We start from the raw sequence: 15,633 nt of genomic DNA, 5'->3' as shown, positions 1-15,633 counted from the left end.
TTCTTCTCGTGTCACCGATGACCGATCACCGCAGTGAGCAGACCGGCCGTCCGGCCGGGTCCGCGCGCCGCCGCGCCCTCGCCGTGTCCGCGGTGCTGCTGGCCGGCTTGCAGGCGAGCACCGGCCTCGCCGCCGCGCAGGAGCGCGAGCGGCCCGCCGCGGCCGGCGGGCTCGACTGGCGGCTCTGCGCGACCACCGCGGTGAACTGGCCGATCAAGAACGACACCCGCTCCGAGTGCGCCGAGCTGACCGTGCCGATGGATTACGCCAGGCCCGGGGGCCGGAAGATCGAGATCGCGGTGAGCCGTGTCAGGGCCACCCGGCCGGGAGCGACCGGGGCACCCATCGTGGCCTCGCTGGGCGGGCCGGGATTCTCCAACATCAGCGACTCGGTGTCGATGACACAGCGCGGCCTGGCCGGGCTCAACACCGACCACGATTTCATCGGGCTGGACCTCCGGGGCTCCGGCTACAGCGACCATGTGTCCTGCGACGAGAGGCCGCGGACCGAACCGGCGCCGACCGCACCGGAGAAGGTGTTCAAGAAGGCCGATTTCGACCAGCAGGCCGAGTTCAACCGGCGCTGTGCGGCCGTCGACCCGGAGTTCGTACGGCAGATCACCCCGGAGAACGCGGCTCGCGACATCGACCGGCTGCGGGCCGCGCTCGGCGCGGAGAAGATCAACTTCTATGGAGCCTCCTTCGGCACCGCCATCGGCATGGCCCACCACTCCCTGTTCGACCGCCGCACGGAGCGCATGTGGCTGGACTCGGTGGTGCCTCCGAAGCGCGACTGGCCCGCGATGGACGCCGGAACGGAAGCGGCGGGCAAGGTGTACGGCGCACCGTTCGTCACCTGGCTGGCCGGGCGCGACGCCGATCATCACCTGGGCGCCGACGAGGCCACCGTCCGCCTGCGGCTGGGTGAACTCCGCGGCGAGCTGGAGCAGCGGCCGCGCATCGCCGGCGGGGTCCGCCTGGACGGTTACTGGGTGGTCGAGCAGGTCGGCCGGCCCGAGGAGGAGTGGGCCGACGCGGCGGCGAAGCTGGCCGCGGTGCGCAGGGGTGACACACCCCCGGCACCCTCCGCCGCGCCCTCGTCCGTGCGCCCCTTCGGGCTGGACAAACCGCGCAGCGGATTCAACTCACTCCAGTACAACGCGATGTTCTGCAACACCGCCCGGGGGAATCGCGGCTTCGGGGACCTGTGGGCCGCCCGTGAGGCCCGCCGCGAGGCCGATCCCCTCACCGGGGGGACGGAGTTCAGCCCCTGGTGCGCGAAGTGGCCGCTGAAGGCGAAGGGCGCCGAGCCCGCCCCCGGCGGCAGCGCGCTCCAGCTCTCCGGCCACCTCCATGAGATCGTCACCCCCTACGCCTGGGCCGAACAGGCCAGGGACGCCACCGGAGGCACCCTGCTCACCATCCTGGACGACGGGCACGCCTCCCTGCCCTCGTCGTCGTGCGCCGGGAAGGCGGTCACCTTCTTCCGCACCGGGCAGCGGGCCGAGGGCACCTGCGGAGGTGGCGAACAGCCCTGACGGTGAAGCCGGTGAGGCCACCGTCCCGCACGCGGGCGTTGGCCTCACCGGCCGTTCAGGGCACGCTCACTTCAAAGGCCGGTCGAAGAACCGGTTCCCGTGCTCCACCTCGAACCACGGGGTGCCGGTGCGCCCGCCGGGAGAGGCGTACGGCGTCCTCTCCCCGGTACCGAAGGCGTCGCACGGCTCCGCGGCCCGCTCCCGGGGATCTCGCCGGGGGTGAACTCGCTCTCCGGCGAGCCGTCGTCGAGGCGCCGCTCGGAAGCGAATCGCCGGTCATGGCTATCGGGAGCGCGCCTGAACGGCGCTCCCGGACGGTCTGCCGCCCGGCCGTGACCCCGGGAGGGGAGCGACTGTGTCACCGCGTTCACCGGTACCACCTCCGCGCTCTCCCGCACGGACTCCGGAAGGGCGGCAGCGGTCGCCGCGGTCCGCCAACGGATCTCCGCGGGCGGGGAACGAGGCTGTGAAGGGATGCCGGCGGGCGGGGAACGAGGCCGCGGGGGAATGCCGGCCGGCATCGGTGACCGGATCCGTGCGGCCTCCGGCAGCGTTTCCTCATCCGGACGCGACCCCCTCTCCACTTCCGCGGCGCTCGTGCGGGCGGGCCCCGGGACTCCCGGGGCGGGCTGTGGATCGCGCCACATCCCCCCCCGGGAGTCCGCCGTGTTCACCCGGCAGGACGGTGACGGGCGCACGGTACGGCCCGTCCGGCGTCGTCAGGCACCCCCGTGGCCGACGCGCCGGCGTTCCGTCAGCAGTTCACCGTACGGTCGTAGTTCCCGAGCACTCCGGTGTAGATGTACAGCTCGCTCGCGCCCCGCGCCAGCTTGTAACAGCGGCTGTCCGAAGCCAGGGACACGACGACCTTCACCGAACGGGTGCCGGAGCAGTTGTTGGTGAGCAGGACGTCGAATCCATTGGTCGTCTCCGTGACCATGCGGCCGACGCAGGACGGGGCCGTCGTCGCCGCCGCCGCGGGCGCCGCCGAGAGGGCCAGGGAACCGACGAGTGCCACCGCGGTCACCGCGGCCTGTGCGGCCGTTCGGGACTTTCGCATCACGTACTCCTTGCCAAGAGGTTGTTCACAACAGCCCGAAGGCTAGGCTGACCTGCGCACAATGTGCGCACGAGGTGTGCACAACTCGGCTGCGGAATGCTCACGTTGTGGGCCGACGCTCTCGCGACATGGTTGGTGACGGTGCGCTTCGCTCTCCTGGGCCCCCTGGAGGTCACACTCGACGGCCGGCTCGTCGCCCTGGGCTCCGTCAAACAGCGCCTGCTGCTGGCCACCCTGCTCAGCCGCCCCTCGGAGACGGTGCCGGCCGGTGTCCTGCTGGCCGCCCTGTGGGGCGAGGACCCGCCGCCGTCCGCCGCCGCCAATCTGCGGACCTACGCCCGGGGTCTGCGCGCCGCCCTGGGCGGGGACGGCTCCCGGGCCGGCATGCCGCACACCCGGGGCGGCTATCTGCTCCGCGTCCCACCGGGCGGTACGGACGTGGAGCGCTTCGACGAGGCCGCCTTCCGGGGCCGCCGCGCGCTGGCGGCCGATGACCCGGCGCTGGCCTGCGAGGAGTTCTCGCGGGCGCTCGCCGTGTGGCGCGGCCGGGTCCTCGAAGGGCTCGCGCTCCCGGACGTCCTGGAACCCTGGGCGGCCGGTCTGGAGGAACGCCGGTGCCACGCCGAGGAGGACTACGCCCAGGCGCTGCTCGCCGAGGGCGATCTCTCCCGGGCGGTGCTGCGGATGCGGCGGCTGGTGGCGTCCCATCCGCTGCGGCAGCGGGCCTGGGGCCATCTGATGCTCGGCCTCTTCCGGGTGGGAGACGTGGGCGGAGCCCTGGAGGCGTACCGCGCGGTGCGCGAGGCGCTGGTGCGGGAGACCGGTCTGGAACCCGGCCCCGAACTGACCCGCCTGCACGAGGACATCCTCCGACAGCGCCCGGCCGCGAACGGCGGTGCCGCCCCGCCGGCGCTGCCCCGCCCCCGGCAGCTCCCCCTCGTCACCCCCGATTTCGTCGGACGGGAGGAGGCCGTCGCCGCGCTCGACGCCAGTCTCCACCGGATGGACGCCGGGACGCCGGGCGTTGTGATCACCGCCGTCTCCGGGATGGCCGGCGTCGGCAAGACGACCCTCGCGCTGCACTGGGCCCACCGGGTCGCCGACCGGTTCCCCGACGGACAACTCCACGTCGACCTGCGGGGATACGACGAGAGCGGGGTGGTGTCCGCCGCCGACGCCCTCCAGGGATTCGTGCAGGCCCTGGGCGTACCGCAGGCCCGGATACCGTCCGGCACACAGGCCCGCTCGGGCCTCTTCCGCAGCCTGCTGGCCTCCCGCGCGATGCTGGTGGTGCTGGACAACGCCCGCGACTCCGCCCATGTCCGGCCGCTGCTCCCCGGTGCCGGGAGCAGTGTGGTGGTGGTCACCAGCCGGAACCGCCTCCAGGGGCTGGTCACATCGGAAGGGGCTCGGACACTGACCCTCGGCGTGCTGAGCCCGCAGGAGTCGGCCCGGATGCTGGCCCGCCGGCTGGGCCCGCGCGTGGAGGCCGAGCCGGACGCCGCCGCCGACATCGTGGCGCTGACCGGCCGGCTGCCGCTCGCCCTCGCCGTCGTCGCCGCCCGGGTGGCGGACCACCCGGCGTTCCCCCTGCACGCCTTCGCGGCCGAACTCCGCCCCAGTGGAGGGCTGCTGGACGTACTGGAGGACGGCGACGCGCAGCGGGTCCTGTCCTGGTCCTATCTGGCCCTCTCCGCGGCGGCGGCCCGGCTCTTCCGGCTGCTCGGGCTGCACCCGGGACCCGACCTGACCCTTGACGCCGCGGCCGCGCTGGCCGGTGCCCCGGTGCACTTCGTCAGACCCCTGCTGCGGGAGCTGACCCGGCTGCATCTGCTGACCGAACACCTCCCCGGCCGCTACCTCTTCCACGATCTGCTGCGGACCTACGCGGCCGCGCTGGTCCTGGCCACCGAGCCGCCCGCCGGGGTGCTCCGGGCCCGGGAGCGGTTCTACGACCACTGTCTGCACCGCGCGCACGCCGCCGCCGTGCTCGTGCAGCCGCAGTGGCCGGCCGTGGTGCCCGTACCGGCGCTGCCGTCGAACAGCGGCGACCGCGCCCGGGACGCCGAGGCCGCCCTCGCGTGGTTCGCCGGCGAGCGCCAGGTGCTGCTGCGGGCGGTCGCGCAGGCCGCGGCATGCGGCTTCGAGACGTACAGCTGGCAGCTGGCCTGGGCGCTCACCGCCTATCTGGCGCCGCTCGGCCTCTGGCAGGACCAGCGCGCGGTCCAGGAGACCGCGCTGGCCGCGGCCGAGCGGTCCGGGGAAGAGGTGGGCGAGGCCATGGCCTGCCGGCTGCTCGCACGGGCCGACTCCCGGCTCGGCGCCCTCGAAACCGCCGAGCGGCTGCTGCGCCGGGCGCTGGGGCTGTACGAGCGGCTGGGCGAGCGGTCCGGGCAGGCGCAGACCCTGCACAACTACGTCGAGCTCTGCTACATGAGCGGCCGGCTGGCCGAGGCGCTGGAACACGGCCGCGAGGCGCTGCGCCTGTACGGGCTCTCCGGCAACCGGGACGGCGAGGCCCGCACCCTCAACGCGATGGGCTGGCTGCACGCCGCCGAGGGCGACTACCCGGCCGCCATCGACCACTGCACCCGCGCGCTGGACCGGCAGCGGCAGACGGGCGACCGCAACGGGCAGGCCGCCACGCTGGACAGCCTGGGGTTCGCCTACCACCACCTGGGCCGCCACGACCGGGCGGTGGCCAGCTATGAGGAGGCCATCGCGCTCTTCCGGTCCTCGGCCGACCGCTATCACGAGGCCGAGACCCTCGTCAGGCTCGGCGACACCCTCGTGGTGACCGGCCGCGCGGCGGCGGCCGAGGAGACCTGGGAGCGGGCCGCCGCGATGTTCGACGCGCTGTGGGACCCGGAGGCCGACGCCGTACGGGAGCGGCTGGCCGGACTCCGGGAGGACGGCCGGGGGGAGTGACCGCCGGGGGCCGGACGCCGGCCGTCCCGCCCGCGCCGGCCCCGGCACGGTCAGAAGGGCCGGTGGCGCAGCTGCGGCAGTTCGGCCACGGTGACGATTCCCGGCCGCGCGGCGATGACGTCCGGGATGCGGTTGACGAGCGTCGCGCAGGTGGTGTGGGCGGTGTCCAGCTCGCTGTTGCGCAGATGAAGGGTCGGCTTTCCGGAGGTGTCCGCCAGCCGCCACTCGTTGAAGTCGCTCTCGCCGTCCCCGTAGACCGATCCCTGTGAGCTGATGGAGAGTGTGACGCCCTGCGCCGTGCGCAGGGTGTCGATGTCGGTGCGGCCCAGCAGCCTTCCCCGCGCCACGGTGGTCCCGAGCGCGCCGCAGGGGGTGTCGCGCCGGGCGATCACCGGTTCGGCGGCCGTCTCCACGGCGCCGTCGGGGGTGAGGCCGAGAACCTCCGCCAGTGCGTGCAGGGAGTAGTGGCCGAAGGTCGGCGGGCGCTCCGCGGCCGCCTGCCGGCGGGTGAACTCCCCGGTGGTCGAGTCGACCTGCTGCTGTTCCGCGACGGCGCGGCCGAAGTCGTCGACATTCCAGGAGAGCCGGCCGGTCACACTCCCGAGGTCGTGGGTCGAACCCGCCAGCACGCCGATGAGGTTCACCCAGTACGCGTCCTGGTGTCCGGTGCCGGTCACCGTCACCCGGTGCCGCCGGGCCAGGGCGTCCAGGTCACGGGCGAGTGGGTTGTCCGTGGCGAAGGGATGAAGCATCTCCTCGGCGAGTGTGATCACATTCGCGCCGGACCGGATCGCGGTCGAGAAGATCTCGTACTGGGTCTCGTCGAGATAGGTGCTGACGGCGACGACCACGATGTCGGGACGGGTCTCGCGCAGGGCCCGCCCGGCGTCCCCCCGGGCCGGTAAGGCGAGCCCGGTGACACCGGCCAGCTCGCCCAGATCCCGCCCGTCCTTGCCGGACCCGGGACGGACGATCCCCGCGACGATGTCCGCGCCGCGGCGGTGCAGGATTCTGACGATCTCCAGCCCCATGGCGCCGAGTCCGTGAACGGCGATGCGCGGGCTCTCCGTGATTGCGGGCATGGATTCTCCTCAGTTCCGAGCGGGCGCCGAACCGGTCATTTCATCCGGCGGCCCATCATCCACGGCGGGACCGGCACCGCGCGGGCATTCCGGCGGAACGCCCCCGAACGGGCACGGCTGCCCGCCGGTGCGCCACCGCCCGGGGAGGCCGGGCCGGGACGAGGTGCCGCCCGGCCGCCGCCGCTCCTCACAGCCCGCCCAGACTGTCGACCCGCCGCCGGATGAGAGACGCCGCGTGCCGGAGGGCGGCGTGTTCCGGCTCCTCCAGTTCCCACTCGACCGCGCGCAGGGTGCCTCGCGCGGCCCTGGTCACGGGGACTCCGACACTGACGTCGTGCAATCCGTACTCGCCGTCCATCGCCATGGACGCCGTCCACCCCGGCGCGCCTCCCCGGGTGAGGTCGTGAATCATCCGGGCGACTCCGCCCGCCGTGGTCCACGGGGTGGTGCGGCGCACGCCCAGGCGGCCCCATCTGGCGTAGTGGCCGTACAGATCGGTCAGCACCTCGGCCCGCCGTTCGGCGCACAGACATACGCGCCTGCCGCCCGCCCGGATGCGGTCGAGCAGGGGCACGAGTGCCTCGCCGTGCTCGCCGATGGCCCAGGCGGTGACGGCCGGCGCGTCCGCTCCGATGACCCGTGCGACGGCCACCCGCAGACGCAGGCTGTCGTTCCAGGAGTAACCCAGCACGCGGGAGCGGTCGATCCGCGCATGCCGCTGCAACCAGCCGCTGAGGACATCGATCGGGTTCGTCACGACAATGACATGGCCGCCCCAGCTCGCCGGGAGCCCGGTCATCGCGCGGAAGTAGGGATGGACGGTCTCCGCGTTGGCCGCCATCGAGTCCGTCCGGGAGACCCGGGCGGAGAGGGGAACCGACGCGGCCACGACAATGACGTCCGAGTCGTGGAAGTCCTCCGGCCCGCCGGGTGTCACCGTCGGCACTCCTCCCAGCGGTGCCAGTGACTCGGCGTCCATCAGCAGACCGGTCACGGACTCGGGGCTCCGCCCGATGAGCGCGATCTCGTACGGGTCGGGCGCGCTGATGAGGAGATGGGTGAGTGCCGACCCGACCCCGCCCGCGGCACCGACGACGGTGATCTTGGGAGGCTTCACCGGGAGGGTTCCGCTGGGGTGTCCCGGGGGCTGCGGCCGCAGACCGCCAGCCAGCCGAACGAGCACATCACCCCGCCGTCCCGTCCGCCCAGCCGCTCGAATTCGGCGCTCGGGTCGCGGCCGGTCCAGGCGGCCGGGCGGGGCCGGGCCGCGGTGACGGTCGAGCGGTACAGCTCGTGCCAGGGTGAGCCGCCGCCGTAGAAGGGCACCTCCATGGTCACGCCCTGCGGATCGAGCCCCGCCCGCCGGACGGCTCCGGGCAGTTCGCGGCCGAGGCGGAAGTCGATTCCCTGCGTCCGCCCCCAGTCGCACCAGGCGGACCAGAAGCGCTGATGCTCCGGTTCGCCGAACACGGCCGCTCCGGCGTCGGGTTCGATCAGGACCAGGGCACCATCCGGTCTCAGGCCGGCCGCCAGCCGCTCGACGACGGATTCCCATGCGGGCAGGTGGTGCAGGAGCGCACGGCAGGTGATCACATCGAAGGCGCGCGGGGGAATGCCGTCGGTGAGCACGTCGAGTTCGCGCACCGCCAGGCGCGGATGCCGGAGGTCCTGGAGGAACGACAGATTGATGTCGGTGGCCAGCACGGAGCCCCCGGCCCCGACCTGACCGGCCATCCAGGTGGCCACCGTGCCCGTTCCCGAGCCGAGTTCCAGACAGCGCAGCCCCGCCCGCATCCCGGCGAGACTCAGGGCCCGCCGGTGCATCGGGTCGAGCAACCGCGCCAGCAGCTCCAGACGCTCGCGTTCCCCGTCACCCGACTCGGCGAACACATAGGGCCGGGCCACGGCGCTCCCGGGGAGTGCCTTCGTCATGAGAGATCTCCATTCAGGGTGTCCTCGTGGCCGTGTTCCGTGCCGCGGGACGACGCGATTCGGCTGCTTCCGGGGGGTGCCGGGCTCCGCCTCCGAGGGGCGGGACGGTCTTCCGGGTGCCGTGGCCGCCCCTCGGAACCGGCGCCGTCGCCGCCGGCCGGACATCCGCCGGTGTCCGGTGGGGTACGCCACGGCCGCACTCCGCCCGTGACAGCGGCCTCGGCGGACCGGTGCGGCGGGCCCCGCGGCCCGGGCTTCAGGCTCCGTTCGGTCCCGCGGGCTCCGTGACGGCGGCCGGGCACACCCCCGGAACCCCGCCCGCGCGGAGCTCCGCGGTGCGCGGGCGGCAGCCGGGGTGCGCGGGCCGTATCCGCGGCCACTGCGGGTGGACCGGGACGCGGGCCGGCCGGACACCGGGACCGCGATGCCGCGCGCATGACCCGGGACCGTGGCAGCGGTCGCGACGCATCGGTCTCCTCGGGGACTTCGGGATGCGAACGGGTGCGGTGGACGGACGGGCCCGCGCCGGGCACCGGAGCACGTCGTACGGGATCCGCCGCCGGGCGATGGCGACAGCCGGCGCGGCGCCTGTTCACACACGTGGAAAGGGGAGGTTCGGTACGGCCCGGATGGACCGGGGACAAGTCTTCCGGCCGGGAGGCGGCCAGTCCAATACATGACGCTGCTGGTACCGATCACGCGCCCTGATACCGGGCGGCGCGTTCCCGGTCCGCCAACGGGCGCCCGCCGAAGCCGGCTCCGCACAGGACCCCCGGCTCCCGTCGCCGGCCGTCCCGGCGCGCGCGTGCCGGACCGGGTCCTGTTCCGGTGAGTGGGCGGGGCGTTGACAGGAGGAGGGGCATCGGGAAGGGTCTGGAGGCATGCAGCCACTGGGTGACCTGCGGGTCCGTCTTGTGGAGCGCCGCCACGTCGACCTGGTCCGTGTCGCGAGCGCCATCTGTCGCCGCGTCTGACGCGCCCCGCCGTGCCCTGACACCTCGCCGGCCCTCCGGCTGACCGGACACGTCCGGCCCACGGCTCCCCTCACCTCCGCCACCCGCTTCGCGGTTCCCCGTTCCCCGTCCCCGCGCGGTGCCACGCATCCCGCGGAGCCCGTCCCCCTGCCCTGGAGCACCTCTGTGACCTCCTCCGACCCCTCTCTGTCCCGGCGTGCCTTCGGCGGTACCGCCGCCGGGGCCGTGGCGGCCCTCGGGCTGTCCGCCGCCGACGCCGCCGCCGACAGCGGCGGAACACCCCCCGCCGAACGCCCGTTCCGCGCCGCCCGCGCATCCGGCCGGGGTGCCCGCCGCCCCAATGTGCTGTTCATCCTGGGCGACGACCTGGGCTGGGCCGATCTGTCCTCCTACGGCTCCCCGGACATCCGTACGCCGCATCTGGACCGGCTCGCCCGGCAGGGCGTCCGGTTCACCGACGCGTACAGCGGCTCGGCGACCTGCTCGCCCACTCGCTTCAGCCTCTACACCGGCCGCTATCCGGGGCGCACGAAGGGCGGGCTGGCCGAACCGTTCGCCGACCGGTCGGCGGGGCTCGAACCCACCCACCCCACCCTTGCCTCTCTCCTGCGCGACGCCGGATACCGAACCGCGCTGATCGGCAAGTGGCACTGCGGTTATCTGCCCGACTACAGCCCCACCCGGTCCGGCTGGGACGAATTCTTCGGCAACTTCGGCGGGGCGCTGGAGTACTACTCCAAGCTGAGCTCCGGTGGTGAGTACGACCTCTACGAAGGCGACGCCCAGTACAGAGATCTGCGCTACTACACCCGCATCCTGACCGAACGGGCCGCCGAGTATGTGAGCCGGGACCACGGGCGCACCCCCTGGCTCCTCAACCTCAACTTCACCACCCCGCACTGGCCATGGATCGCCGACGGCGACGAGGAGACCAGCGCCGAGATCGTCCGCCGGATCAAGGCGGGGGACCGGCGGGCCCTGTGGCACCAGGACGGGGGCTCGCTCGCGAAGTACCGGCAGCTGGTCGAGGATCTCGACCGCTCGGTCGGCAGGGTGCTCACCGCCCTGAGGCGGTCCGGGCAGGAGGAGGACACCCTGGTCTTCTTCGCCAGCGACAACGGCGGCGAGCGCTTCTCGCACAACTGGCCGCTCAGCGGCAACAAGGGGTCGCTCCAGGACGGCGGCATCCGGGTGCCCTCGATTCTGCGCTGGCCCGCGCAGATCGACGGCGGGCAGGTCAGCCGTCTCCCGGTGTACACCCCCGACTGGACCGCGACCCTGCTGGAGGTGGGCGGGGCGCGGCCCCATCCGGCGTACCCCCTCGACGGCGTCAGCCTCGCGGGCCATCTGCTCCACGGCGCCGAGGTGCCCGAGCGCGACCTGTTCTGGCGGGTCCGGGGGGAGCGGGCCCTGCGGCGGGGCGAGTGGAAGTACTACCGCGGAAAGGACGGCCGGGACCGCCTCCACCGGCTGTCGGAGGACATCAGGGAGCAGGCCGACAAGTCCTCGGTACGGCCCGGACTGCTCGCGGAGCTGAGGACCGCGTGGGAACGGATCGACCGGGGGCTGCTGCCGTACCCCGTCTGAGCCGCCGTGCCCGAGCCTCCGGCGCGCGGGCGGTTCGGGCCGGCCCGCGCGCCGGCACCTCGGGCGGGGGTGCCGGCGGCGCCGGCCGAGGGATCCGTGATGCCTCCCGCGCGCGATGCCGTGCGAGGGACACCCCGGCTCGGCATCGCGCGCGGTGCGCTGCCGTCCGCGCCGCGCGGCGCATGCCGCGCACGCCGTCCATGCCGCGCCGGGCTATCCGGGCCAGGTGCCGGAGAGACGGTGGACGGCGGTGGCTCCGGCGCGGTCGACCGCGGCCTTGACCGTGGAGAACACGGCGCCCTGGATCGCGGCGGCGAAGAGTACCTCCCGCCAGGCATGGTCTCGATCGGTGGCGCCCGGTGCGTCGTCCTCGTGGCCGAGCTTCCTCCAGACCTGCTTGAACACCGCCGTGGCGAGTACGCCGCTGATCGCTCCCAGCGTCACTCCGACGGGCTTGTAGGCGATTTTGGAGGCTTTCACCGGCCGCCCCGCTGCCGGCGGACAACCAGGACGAAGGTGAGCGCGGCGATGCCGCCGATGACCAGGCCCCGGTTCCGGTTCGCCGTGGTGACCGCCCGGGCGGCCTTCTCGCGGACGGGTTCGGGTGTCCTGTCCCGTGCCACCGTCCAGGCATGCACCGCCGTGTCCTGGACCTGCTGCCGTACGATGTCCGCCTTCTGCTTGGCCTGTGCCGTGATGTCGGCTTTCGCCGCCAGTGCCTCGACCGTGTGCCCGAGCTCCTCGCGGGTGGCCCGGGCCTGCTCGCGCAGCGCGTCGGGGGTGGAGTCCTGTCCGGTGGGGGTGTTGTCGTTCATCGGTGTGCGCTCTCCTTGATCTGGGCGACATCGGCCTTCACATTGGCGACGGCCCGCCTCGGTGCGGGCGGGGCCGCCCGCCCGACTTCCTTCCTGCCCGCGACGGCGAGAACTCCGGCTGTCGCGAACAGCACGAGCGTGATCGCGAGCGCGGACAGCCACAGCGGCAGGAGGATGGCGAGCGCGATGACGGCGGTGGCCACCAGCGACTGAAGCGCCAGCACGGCGACGAGCCCCGCGCCGCCGAGGAGCCCGCCGCCCCGCCCGAGTCTTCTGCCCTTCTCCTTCAGCTCCGCCTGCGCCAGGGCGAGCTCCTGCCCCACCAATCGGGAGAACTGGCCGGACGCCTCCGCGACCAGCTCTCCCACGGATTTGCCGTCGGAGGGCGGGGGGCCCAGTGGCCTGTCCATACACACGACCTTTCCTCGCTCCGTGTGCCACCGCGTACCCCCGGCACGCCACCCCATGCGCCCCGGGCATCCGGCCCCGCCCGTGTCCGAGCCGCGGGCATCAGGGTGCACGCACCGATGGGAGGGCGATGACGCGTGTGCGCCCGCCGAATGGGGGAAGGCGCAGCTGCACACCTCACCTCCGCCCGAAGGGAGTCCGGCCGCGATGACGAGCGCCATATCCGCCCCGTACCGTGACAGCACCGCGTACAAGCGCACGACCGGCCGCGCGCCGGTGAACGGTCTGCCGCGGGTGGCAGACCCGTCCCGGATGGCCCCCAGGGACGCCAAGGGCCTGTCGAGAGTCTTCTTCGACCGCCTGCGCGATCTGGAGGAGGGCACGCCGGAGTACCAGTACGCCCGCAACACCCTGATCGAGATGAACCTCTCCCTGGTGCGTTTCGCCGCGCGCCGGTTCCGCAACCGCGGCGGCGGGGAGATGGAGGACATCGTCCAAGTCGGCACGGTCGGCCTGATCAAGGCGATCGACCGGTTCGACCTGAGCCGCGAGGTGGAGTTCACCACCTTCGCCGTCCCGTACATCGTGGGCGAGATCAAGCGGTACTTCCGGGACTCCTCGTGGGCGGTGCATGTTCCGCGCCGCCTCCAGGAGCTGCGGACCGAGCTGGCGAAGGCCCGCGACGGTCTCGCCGCGGCACTGGGCCGCGACGCCACGGTCGCCGAGCTGGCCGAGTTCCTCGGTCTCGGCGAGGACGAGGTCATCGAGGGTATGGTGGCGGCCAACGGCTACACCGCGGGCTCCCTCGACCTGCCGGCGGCCGACTCCGAGGACAGTCCGCCTCAGGGCGGCCGGTCGTACGGCGACATCATCGGCGATGTCGACCCGGCGATGGAACTCGTGGACGACTTCCACGCGCTCGCGCCGCTGCTGGGGGAGCTGGACGACCGGGACCGCCGCATTCTGGAGATGCGTTTCGGCCGGGAGATGACACAGGCGGCCATCGGCGCGGAGCTGGACCTCTCCCAGATGCATGTCTCCCGTCTGCTGACCCGGACCCTCGGCCGGCTCCGTGCGGGACTGCTCACCGAGAACTGAGAATTGACGGACTGAGAACTTGAGAACCTGAGAACCGGGGACGGGCCGCGGCCGGTCACGGAGCCCGCCTCCGGGGTGTCCGCCGTGCGGGTGGCCGCGCGCCGGAGCCGGAGGCGGGCTCGCCGGCGTCTCGTTCCGGGGCAGCAGGATGAAGTGGATTCGACATCGGTACCAGCGGTGCCCCCATCGGTGCGGGGCAGTTGGCGGCGGGAAGGCGGTTGTGGTGCGGAGTGTGGGTGTGGAGGAGGAACTCCTCCTGGTGGACGCGGTCAGCGGTGAGCCGAGGGCGCTGGCGACGGCGGTGCTGGCCGCCGCGGAGCGGGAGGCCGGCGGACAGGAGGACGTCTTCGAGGCGGAGCTGCACCGTCAGCAGGTGGAGTTCGCCACCCGGCCGCAGACCGACATGGGTGAGCTGGCGGCGGAGATCGACCGCTGCCGGGCCGAGGCGTCACGGCATGCGGAAGGACTCGGTGCGGCGGTCGTCGCGCTCGGGACCTCCCCGCTGTCGGTCAGCCCCTCCCTGGGGTTCGGCGAGCGGCACCGCTGGCTGGAGGAGCACTTCGGACTGACCACCCAGGAACAGCTCACCTGCGGCTGTCATGTGCATGTGTCGGTGGAGTCCGACGAGGAGGGAGTCGGGGTCCTCGACCGGATCCGCCCCTGGCTGTCCGTCCTGCTCGCCATGAGCGCGAACTCCCCCTTCTGGCAGGGGCAGGACAGCGGGTACAGCAGCTACCGCAGCCGGGTGTGGGGCCGGTGGCCCTCGGCCGGCCCGGTGGAGGTCTTCGGCTCGGCCGAGCGGTATCACGAGCAGGTACGGGACATGGTCGGCACCGGCGCGCTGCTCGACGAGGGGATGGTCTACTTCGACGCCCGCCTCTCGGCCGCGTACCCCACCGTCGAGATCAGGGTCGCCGATGTGTGTCTGGACTCCTCCACCACCGTGCTGATCGCCACCCTGGCCCGGGCTCTGGTGGAGACCGCCGCCGCACAGTGGAAGGCGGGCCTGCCGCCGTCCCGTCACCGCACGGAGGTGCTGCGGCTGGCCGCGTGGAGGGCGGCGCGCTCCGGGCTGGAGGGCCGGCTGCTCCACCCCCTGACCATGCGGCCCGCCCCCGCCGAGGCCGTGGTGCGCGCGCTGTTCGACCACGTACGGGATGCGCTGGAGGACACCGGCGACCTGCTGGCCGTTCAGGAGGCGCTGGCCCTGCTGCTGAAGACGGGCAGCGGCGCGCACATCCAGCGCGAGCTGCTGGCCCGCACCGGTGAACTGCCCGCCGTGGTGGGCGAGTGCGTACGGCGCACCAGCGGGTAGGCCGCGCGCCCGGGGCGGTCACGGGCCGGATGTACGGCCGGGGTGCCCGAGGGTGCGGCGGCATCCCCTCGGCTGCGCCTCGCGCACATGCGGCCCGTGACCGCCTCCGCCCGTACACATGGCGTCGGCCGCCGCCGGGGAGGCACCCGTCCGCGGGGCGCCCCGCGGACGGGTTGTGCCGTGTTCCGGGTCCTCCGGCGGGGAAGCCGGCGCGGCCTCAGGCGGTGCCGCGCCAGGCGCCGGTCTCCGATCCGCGGGACTCGATGAACTCCTTGAAGTTCTTCAGATCGCTCTTGGCCTGGCGGCGGACGAAGCCGAGCTTGTCGGCGACGGTGTCGGCGATTCCCCGCGGGTCGTGGTCGAGCTGGAGCATCACCTTGCTGTGCGTGTCGTCCAGGCGGTGGAAGGTGACCACTCCGGCCTGGCGCACCTCGCCCTGAACGGTGGTCCAGGCGACCCGCTCGTCGGGGACCTGCTCGGTGATCTCCGCGTCGAACTCCCGGCTCACTCCGTCCACCTTCGTGACCCAGTGCGTCAGGGTGGGTGTGCGCTGCTCGATCCGCTCCACCGCGTCCATGAACCGCGGGAACTCCTCGAACTGAGTCCACTGGTTGTAGGCCGTGCTCACCGGTACGGCGACCTCGACGGACTCCTCGATCTTCGACATGTTCACTCCCTGTGGTGATCGGACGGTGACAGAGCAGCGCGTACCCGGGATGTTCCGTCCGACACGGCGCAAGCCGCGGAACGGGCCCGGCGGGCGCCGGAAACAAGGCGCCCACAGGGCCCTGACCTGGCTCGATGCCTTTGATCGGCCCGTTGGGAAGAGGTGCGGAATCCGGTGGGGCCGCCCGGCCTGTTGTGCCGCGGGCCGAATGGGTGTCCCCTGGAGTGAG

General features: G+C 73.2%; 13 protein-coding genes. 5 read left to right on the top strand and 8 right to left on the bottom strand.

Features of this window, described 5'->3' with window-relative positions:
- Window positions 1-17: 17 nt before the first annotated feature.
- Window positions 18-1,538, top strand: coding sequence for an alpha/beta fold hydrolase (locus tag AAFN69_RS28605; protein ID WP_347731743.1), 1,521 nt, complete (start codon window positions 18-20; stop codon window positions 1,536-1,538).
- A 754-nt stretch (window positions 1,539-2,292) separates the two neighbouring features.
- Here AAFN69_RS28605 and AAFN69_RS28600 read toward each other — a convergent pair.
- Window positions 2,293-2,598 carry a beta-Ig-H3/fasciclin gene (locus AAFN69_RS28600; protein WP_347731742.1) on the bottom strand — a complete coding sequence of 102 codons (306 nt, stop codon included), beginning with the start codon at window positions 2,596-2,598 and terminating at the stop codon, window positions 2,293-2,295.
- A 141-nt stretch (window positions 2,599-2,739) separates the two neighbouring features.
- On the opposite strand from AAFN69_RS28600, the gene AAFN69_RS28595 reads away from it, so the two are divergent.
- Entirely contained in the window at window positions 2,740-5,526 is a 2,787-nt protein-coding gene (locus AAFN69_RS28595; protein WP_347731741.1) for a BTAD domain-containing putative transcriptional regulator, read from the top strand.
- A 50-nt stretch (window positions 5,527-5,576) separates the two neighbouring features.
- On the opposite strand, the gene AAFN69_RS28590 is transcribed toward AAFN69_RS28595, so the two are convergent.
- From AAFN69_RS28590 to AAFN69_RS28580, 3 genes are all read right to left on the bottom strand, one after another.
- Window positions 5,577-6,608, bottom strand: coding sequence for a dihydrodipicolinate reductase (locus AAFN69_RS28590; RefSeq protein ID WP_347731740.1), 1,032 nt, complete (start codon window positions 6,606-6,608; stop codon window positions 5,577-5,579).
- Between the two features lie 187 nt (window positions 6,609-6,795).
- Entirely contained in the window at window positions 6,796-7,725 is a 930-nt protein-coding gene (locus AAFN69_RS28585) for a hypothetical protein (RefSeq protein ID WP_347731739.1), read from the bottom strand.
- Window positions 7,722-8,540 carry a class I SAM-dependent methyltransferase gene (locus AAFN69_RS28580; RefSeq protein WP_347731738.1) on the bottom strand — a complete coding sequence of 273 codons (819 nt, stop codon included), beginning with the start codon at window positions 8,538-8,540 and terminating at the stop codon, window positions 7,722-7,724. Before AAFN69_RS28580 ends, AAFN69_RS28585 begins: the two co-directional genes overlap by 4 nt.
- 1,139 nt (window positions 8,541-9,679) lie before the next feature.
- Between AAFN69_RS28580 and AAFN69_RS28575 the strand changes: the two genes are divergently transcribed.
- Window positions 9,680-11,101 carry a sulfatase-like hydrolase/transferase gene (locus AAFN69_RS28575; RefSeq protein WP_347731737.1) on the top strand — a complete coding sequence of 474 codons (1,422 nt, stop codon included), beginning with the start codon at window positions 9,680-9,682 and terminating at the stop codon, window positions 11,099-11,101.
- Between the two features lie 213 nt (window positions 11,102-11,314).
- Here the strand turns inward: AAFN69_RS28575 and AAFN69_RS28570 are convergent, their stop codons facing one another.
- From AAFN69_RS28570 to AAFN69_RS28560, 3 genes are read right to left on the bottom strand one after another with little or no spacing between them, the layout of a single operon-like run.
- Window positions 11,315-11,581, bottom strand: a complete 267-nt coding sequence (locus AAFN69_RS28570) for a DUF4235 domain-containing protein (protein ID WP_347731736.1) — start codon at window positions 11,579-11,581, stop codon at window positions 11,315-11,317.
- A complete protein-coding gene (locus tag AAFN69_RS28565; protein WP_347731735.1) occupies window positions 11,578-11,916 on the bottom strand; it encodes a DUF3618 domain-containing protein in 339 nt (112 codons plus the stop codon). The genes AAFN69_RS28570 and AAFN69_RS28565 overlap by 4 nt, the downstream gene beginning before the upstream one ends.
- The gene (locus AAFN69_RS28560) at window positions 11,913-12,326 is read right to left on the bottom strand and encodes a phage holin family protein (RefSeq protein WP_347731734.1); all 414 of its coding nucleotides are present in this window, start codon (window positions 12,324-12,326) and stop codon (window positions 11,913-11,915) included. The genes AAFN69_RS28565 and AAFN69_RS28560 overlap by 4 nt, the downstream gene beginning before the upstream one ends.
- A 205-nt stretch (window positions 12,327-12,531) precedes the next feature.
- Here AAFN69_RS28560 and AAFN69_RS28555 point away from each other — a divergent pair, with 205 nt between their 5' ends.
- Both AAFN69_RS28555 and AAFN69_RS28550 read left to right on the top strand, forming a co-directional pair.
- Entirely contained in the window at window positions 12,532-13,422 is an 891-nt protein-coding gene (locus AAFN69_RS28555; RefSeq protein WP_347731733.1) for a SigB/SigF/SigG family RNA polymerase sigma factor, read from the top strand.
- A 223-nt stretch (window positions 13,423-13,645) separates the two neighbouring features.
- Window positions 13,646-14,737: a glutamate--cysteine ligase gene (locus AAFN69_RS28550; protein ID WP_347731793.1), complete on the top strand. Its 1,092-nt coding sequence runs from the start codon at window positions 13,646-13,648 to the stop codon at window positions 14,735-14,737.
- Between the two features lie 217 nt (window positions 14,738-14,954).
- On the opposite strand, the gene AAFN69_RS28545 is transcribed toward AAFN69_RS28550, so the two are convergent.
- Window positions 14,955-15,404 (bottom strand): SRPBCC family protein, encoded by a 450-nt coding sequence (locus tag AAFN69_RS28545; protein ID WP_347731732.1) that lies wholly within the window; start codon window positions 15,402-15,404, stop codon window positions 14,955-14,957.
- Window positions 15,405-15,633: the final 229 nt, after the last annotated feature.

It is taken from the genome of Streptomyces sp. CAU 1734 (assembly GCF_039888735.1).
Taxonomy (GTDB): Bacteria; Actinomycetota; Actinomycetes; order Streptomycetales; family Streptomycetaceae; genus Streptomyces.
Note: the sequence above shows the minus strand (reverse complement) of the source record. Positions and strands in the feature narration are given on the sequence as shown.

Excerpts from the sequence above, each read along its gene's own strand:
- AAFN69_RS28605 (WP_347731743.1), top strand. The coding sequence starts at position 18 with ATGACCGATCACCGCAGTGAGCAGACCGGCCGTCCGGCCGGGTCCGCG.
- AAFN69_RS28600 (WP_347731742.1), bottom strand. The coding sequence starts at position 2,598 with ATGCGAAAGTCCCGAACGGCCGCACAGGCCGCGGTGACCGCGGTGGCA.
- AAFN69_RS28590 (WP_347731740.1), bottom strand. The coding sequence starts at position 6,608 with ATGCCCGCAATCACGGAGAGCCCGCGCATCGCCGTTCACGGACTCGGC.
- AAFN69_RS28580 (WP_347731738.1), bottom strand. The coding sequence starts at position 8,540 with ATGACGAAGGCACTCCCCGGGAGCGCCGTGGCCCGGCCCTATGTGTTC.
- AAFN69_RS28565 (WP_347731735.1), bottom strand. The coding sequence starts at position 11,916 with ATGAACGACAACACCCCCACCGGACAGGACTCCACCCCCGACGCGCTG.
- AAFN69_RS28560 (WP_347731734.1), bottom strand. The coding sequence starts at position 12,326 with ATGGACAGGCCACTGGGCCCCCCGCCCTCCGACGGCAAATCCGTGGGA.
- AAFN69_RS28555 (WP_347731733.1), top strand. The coding sequence starts at position 12,532 with ATGACGAGCGCCATATCCGCCCCGTACCGTGACAGCACCGCGTACAAG.
- AAFN69_RS28545 (WP_347731732.1), bottom strand. The coding sequence starts at position 15,404 with ATGTCGAAGATCGAGGAGTCCGTCGAGGTCGCCGTACCGGTGAGCACG.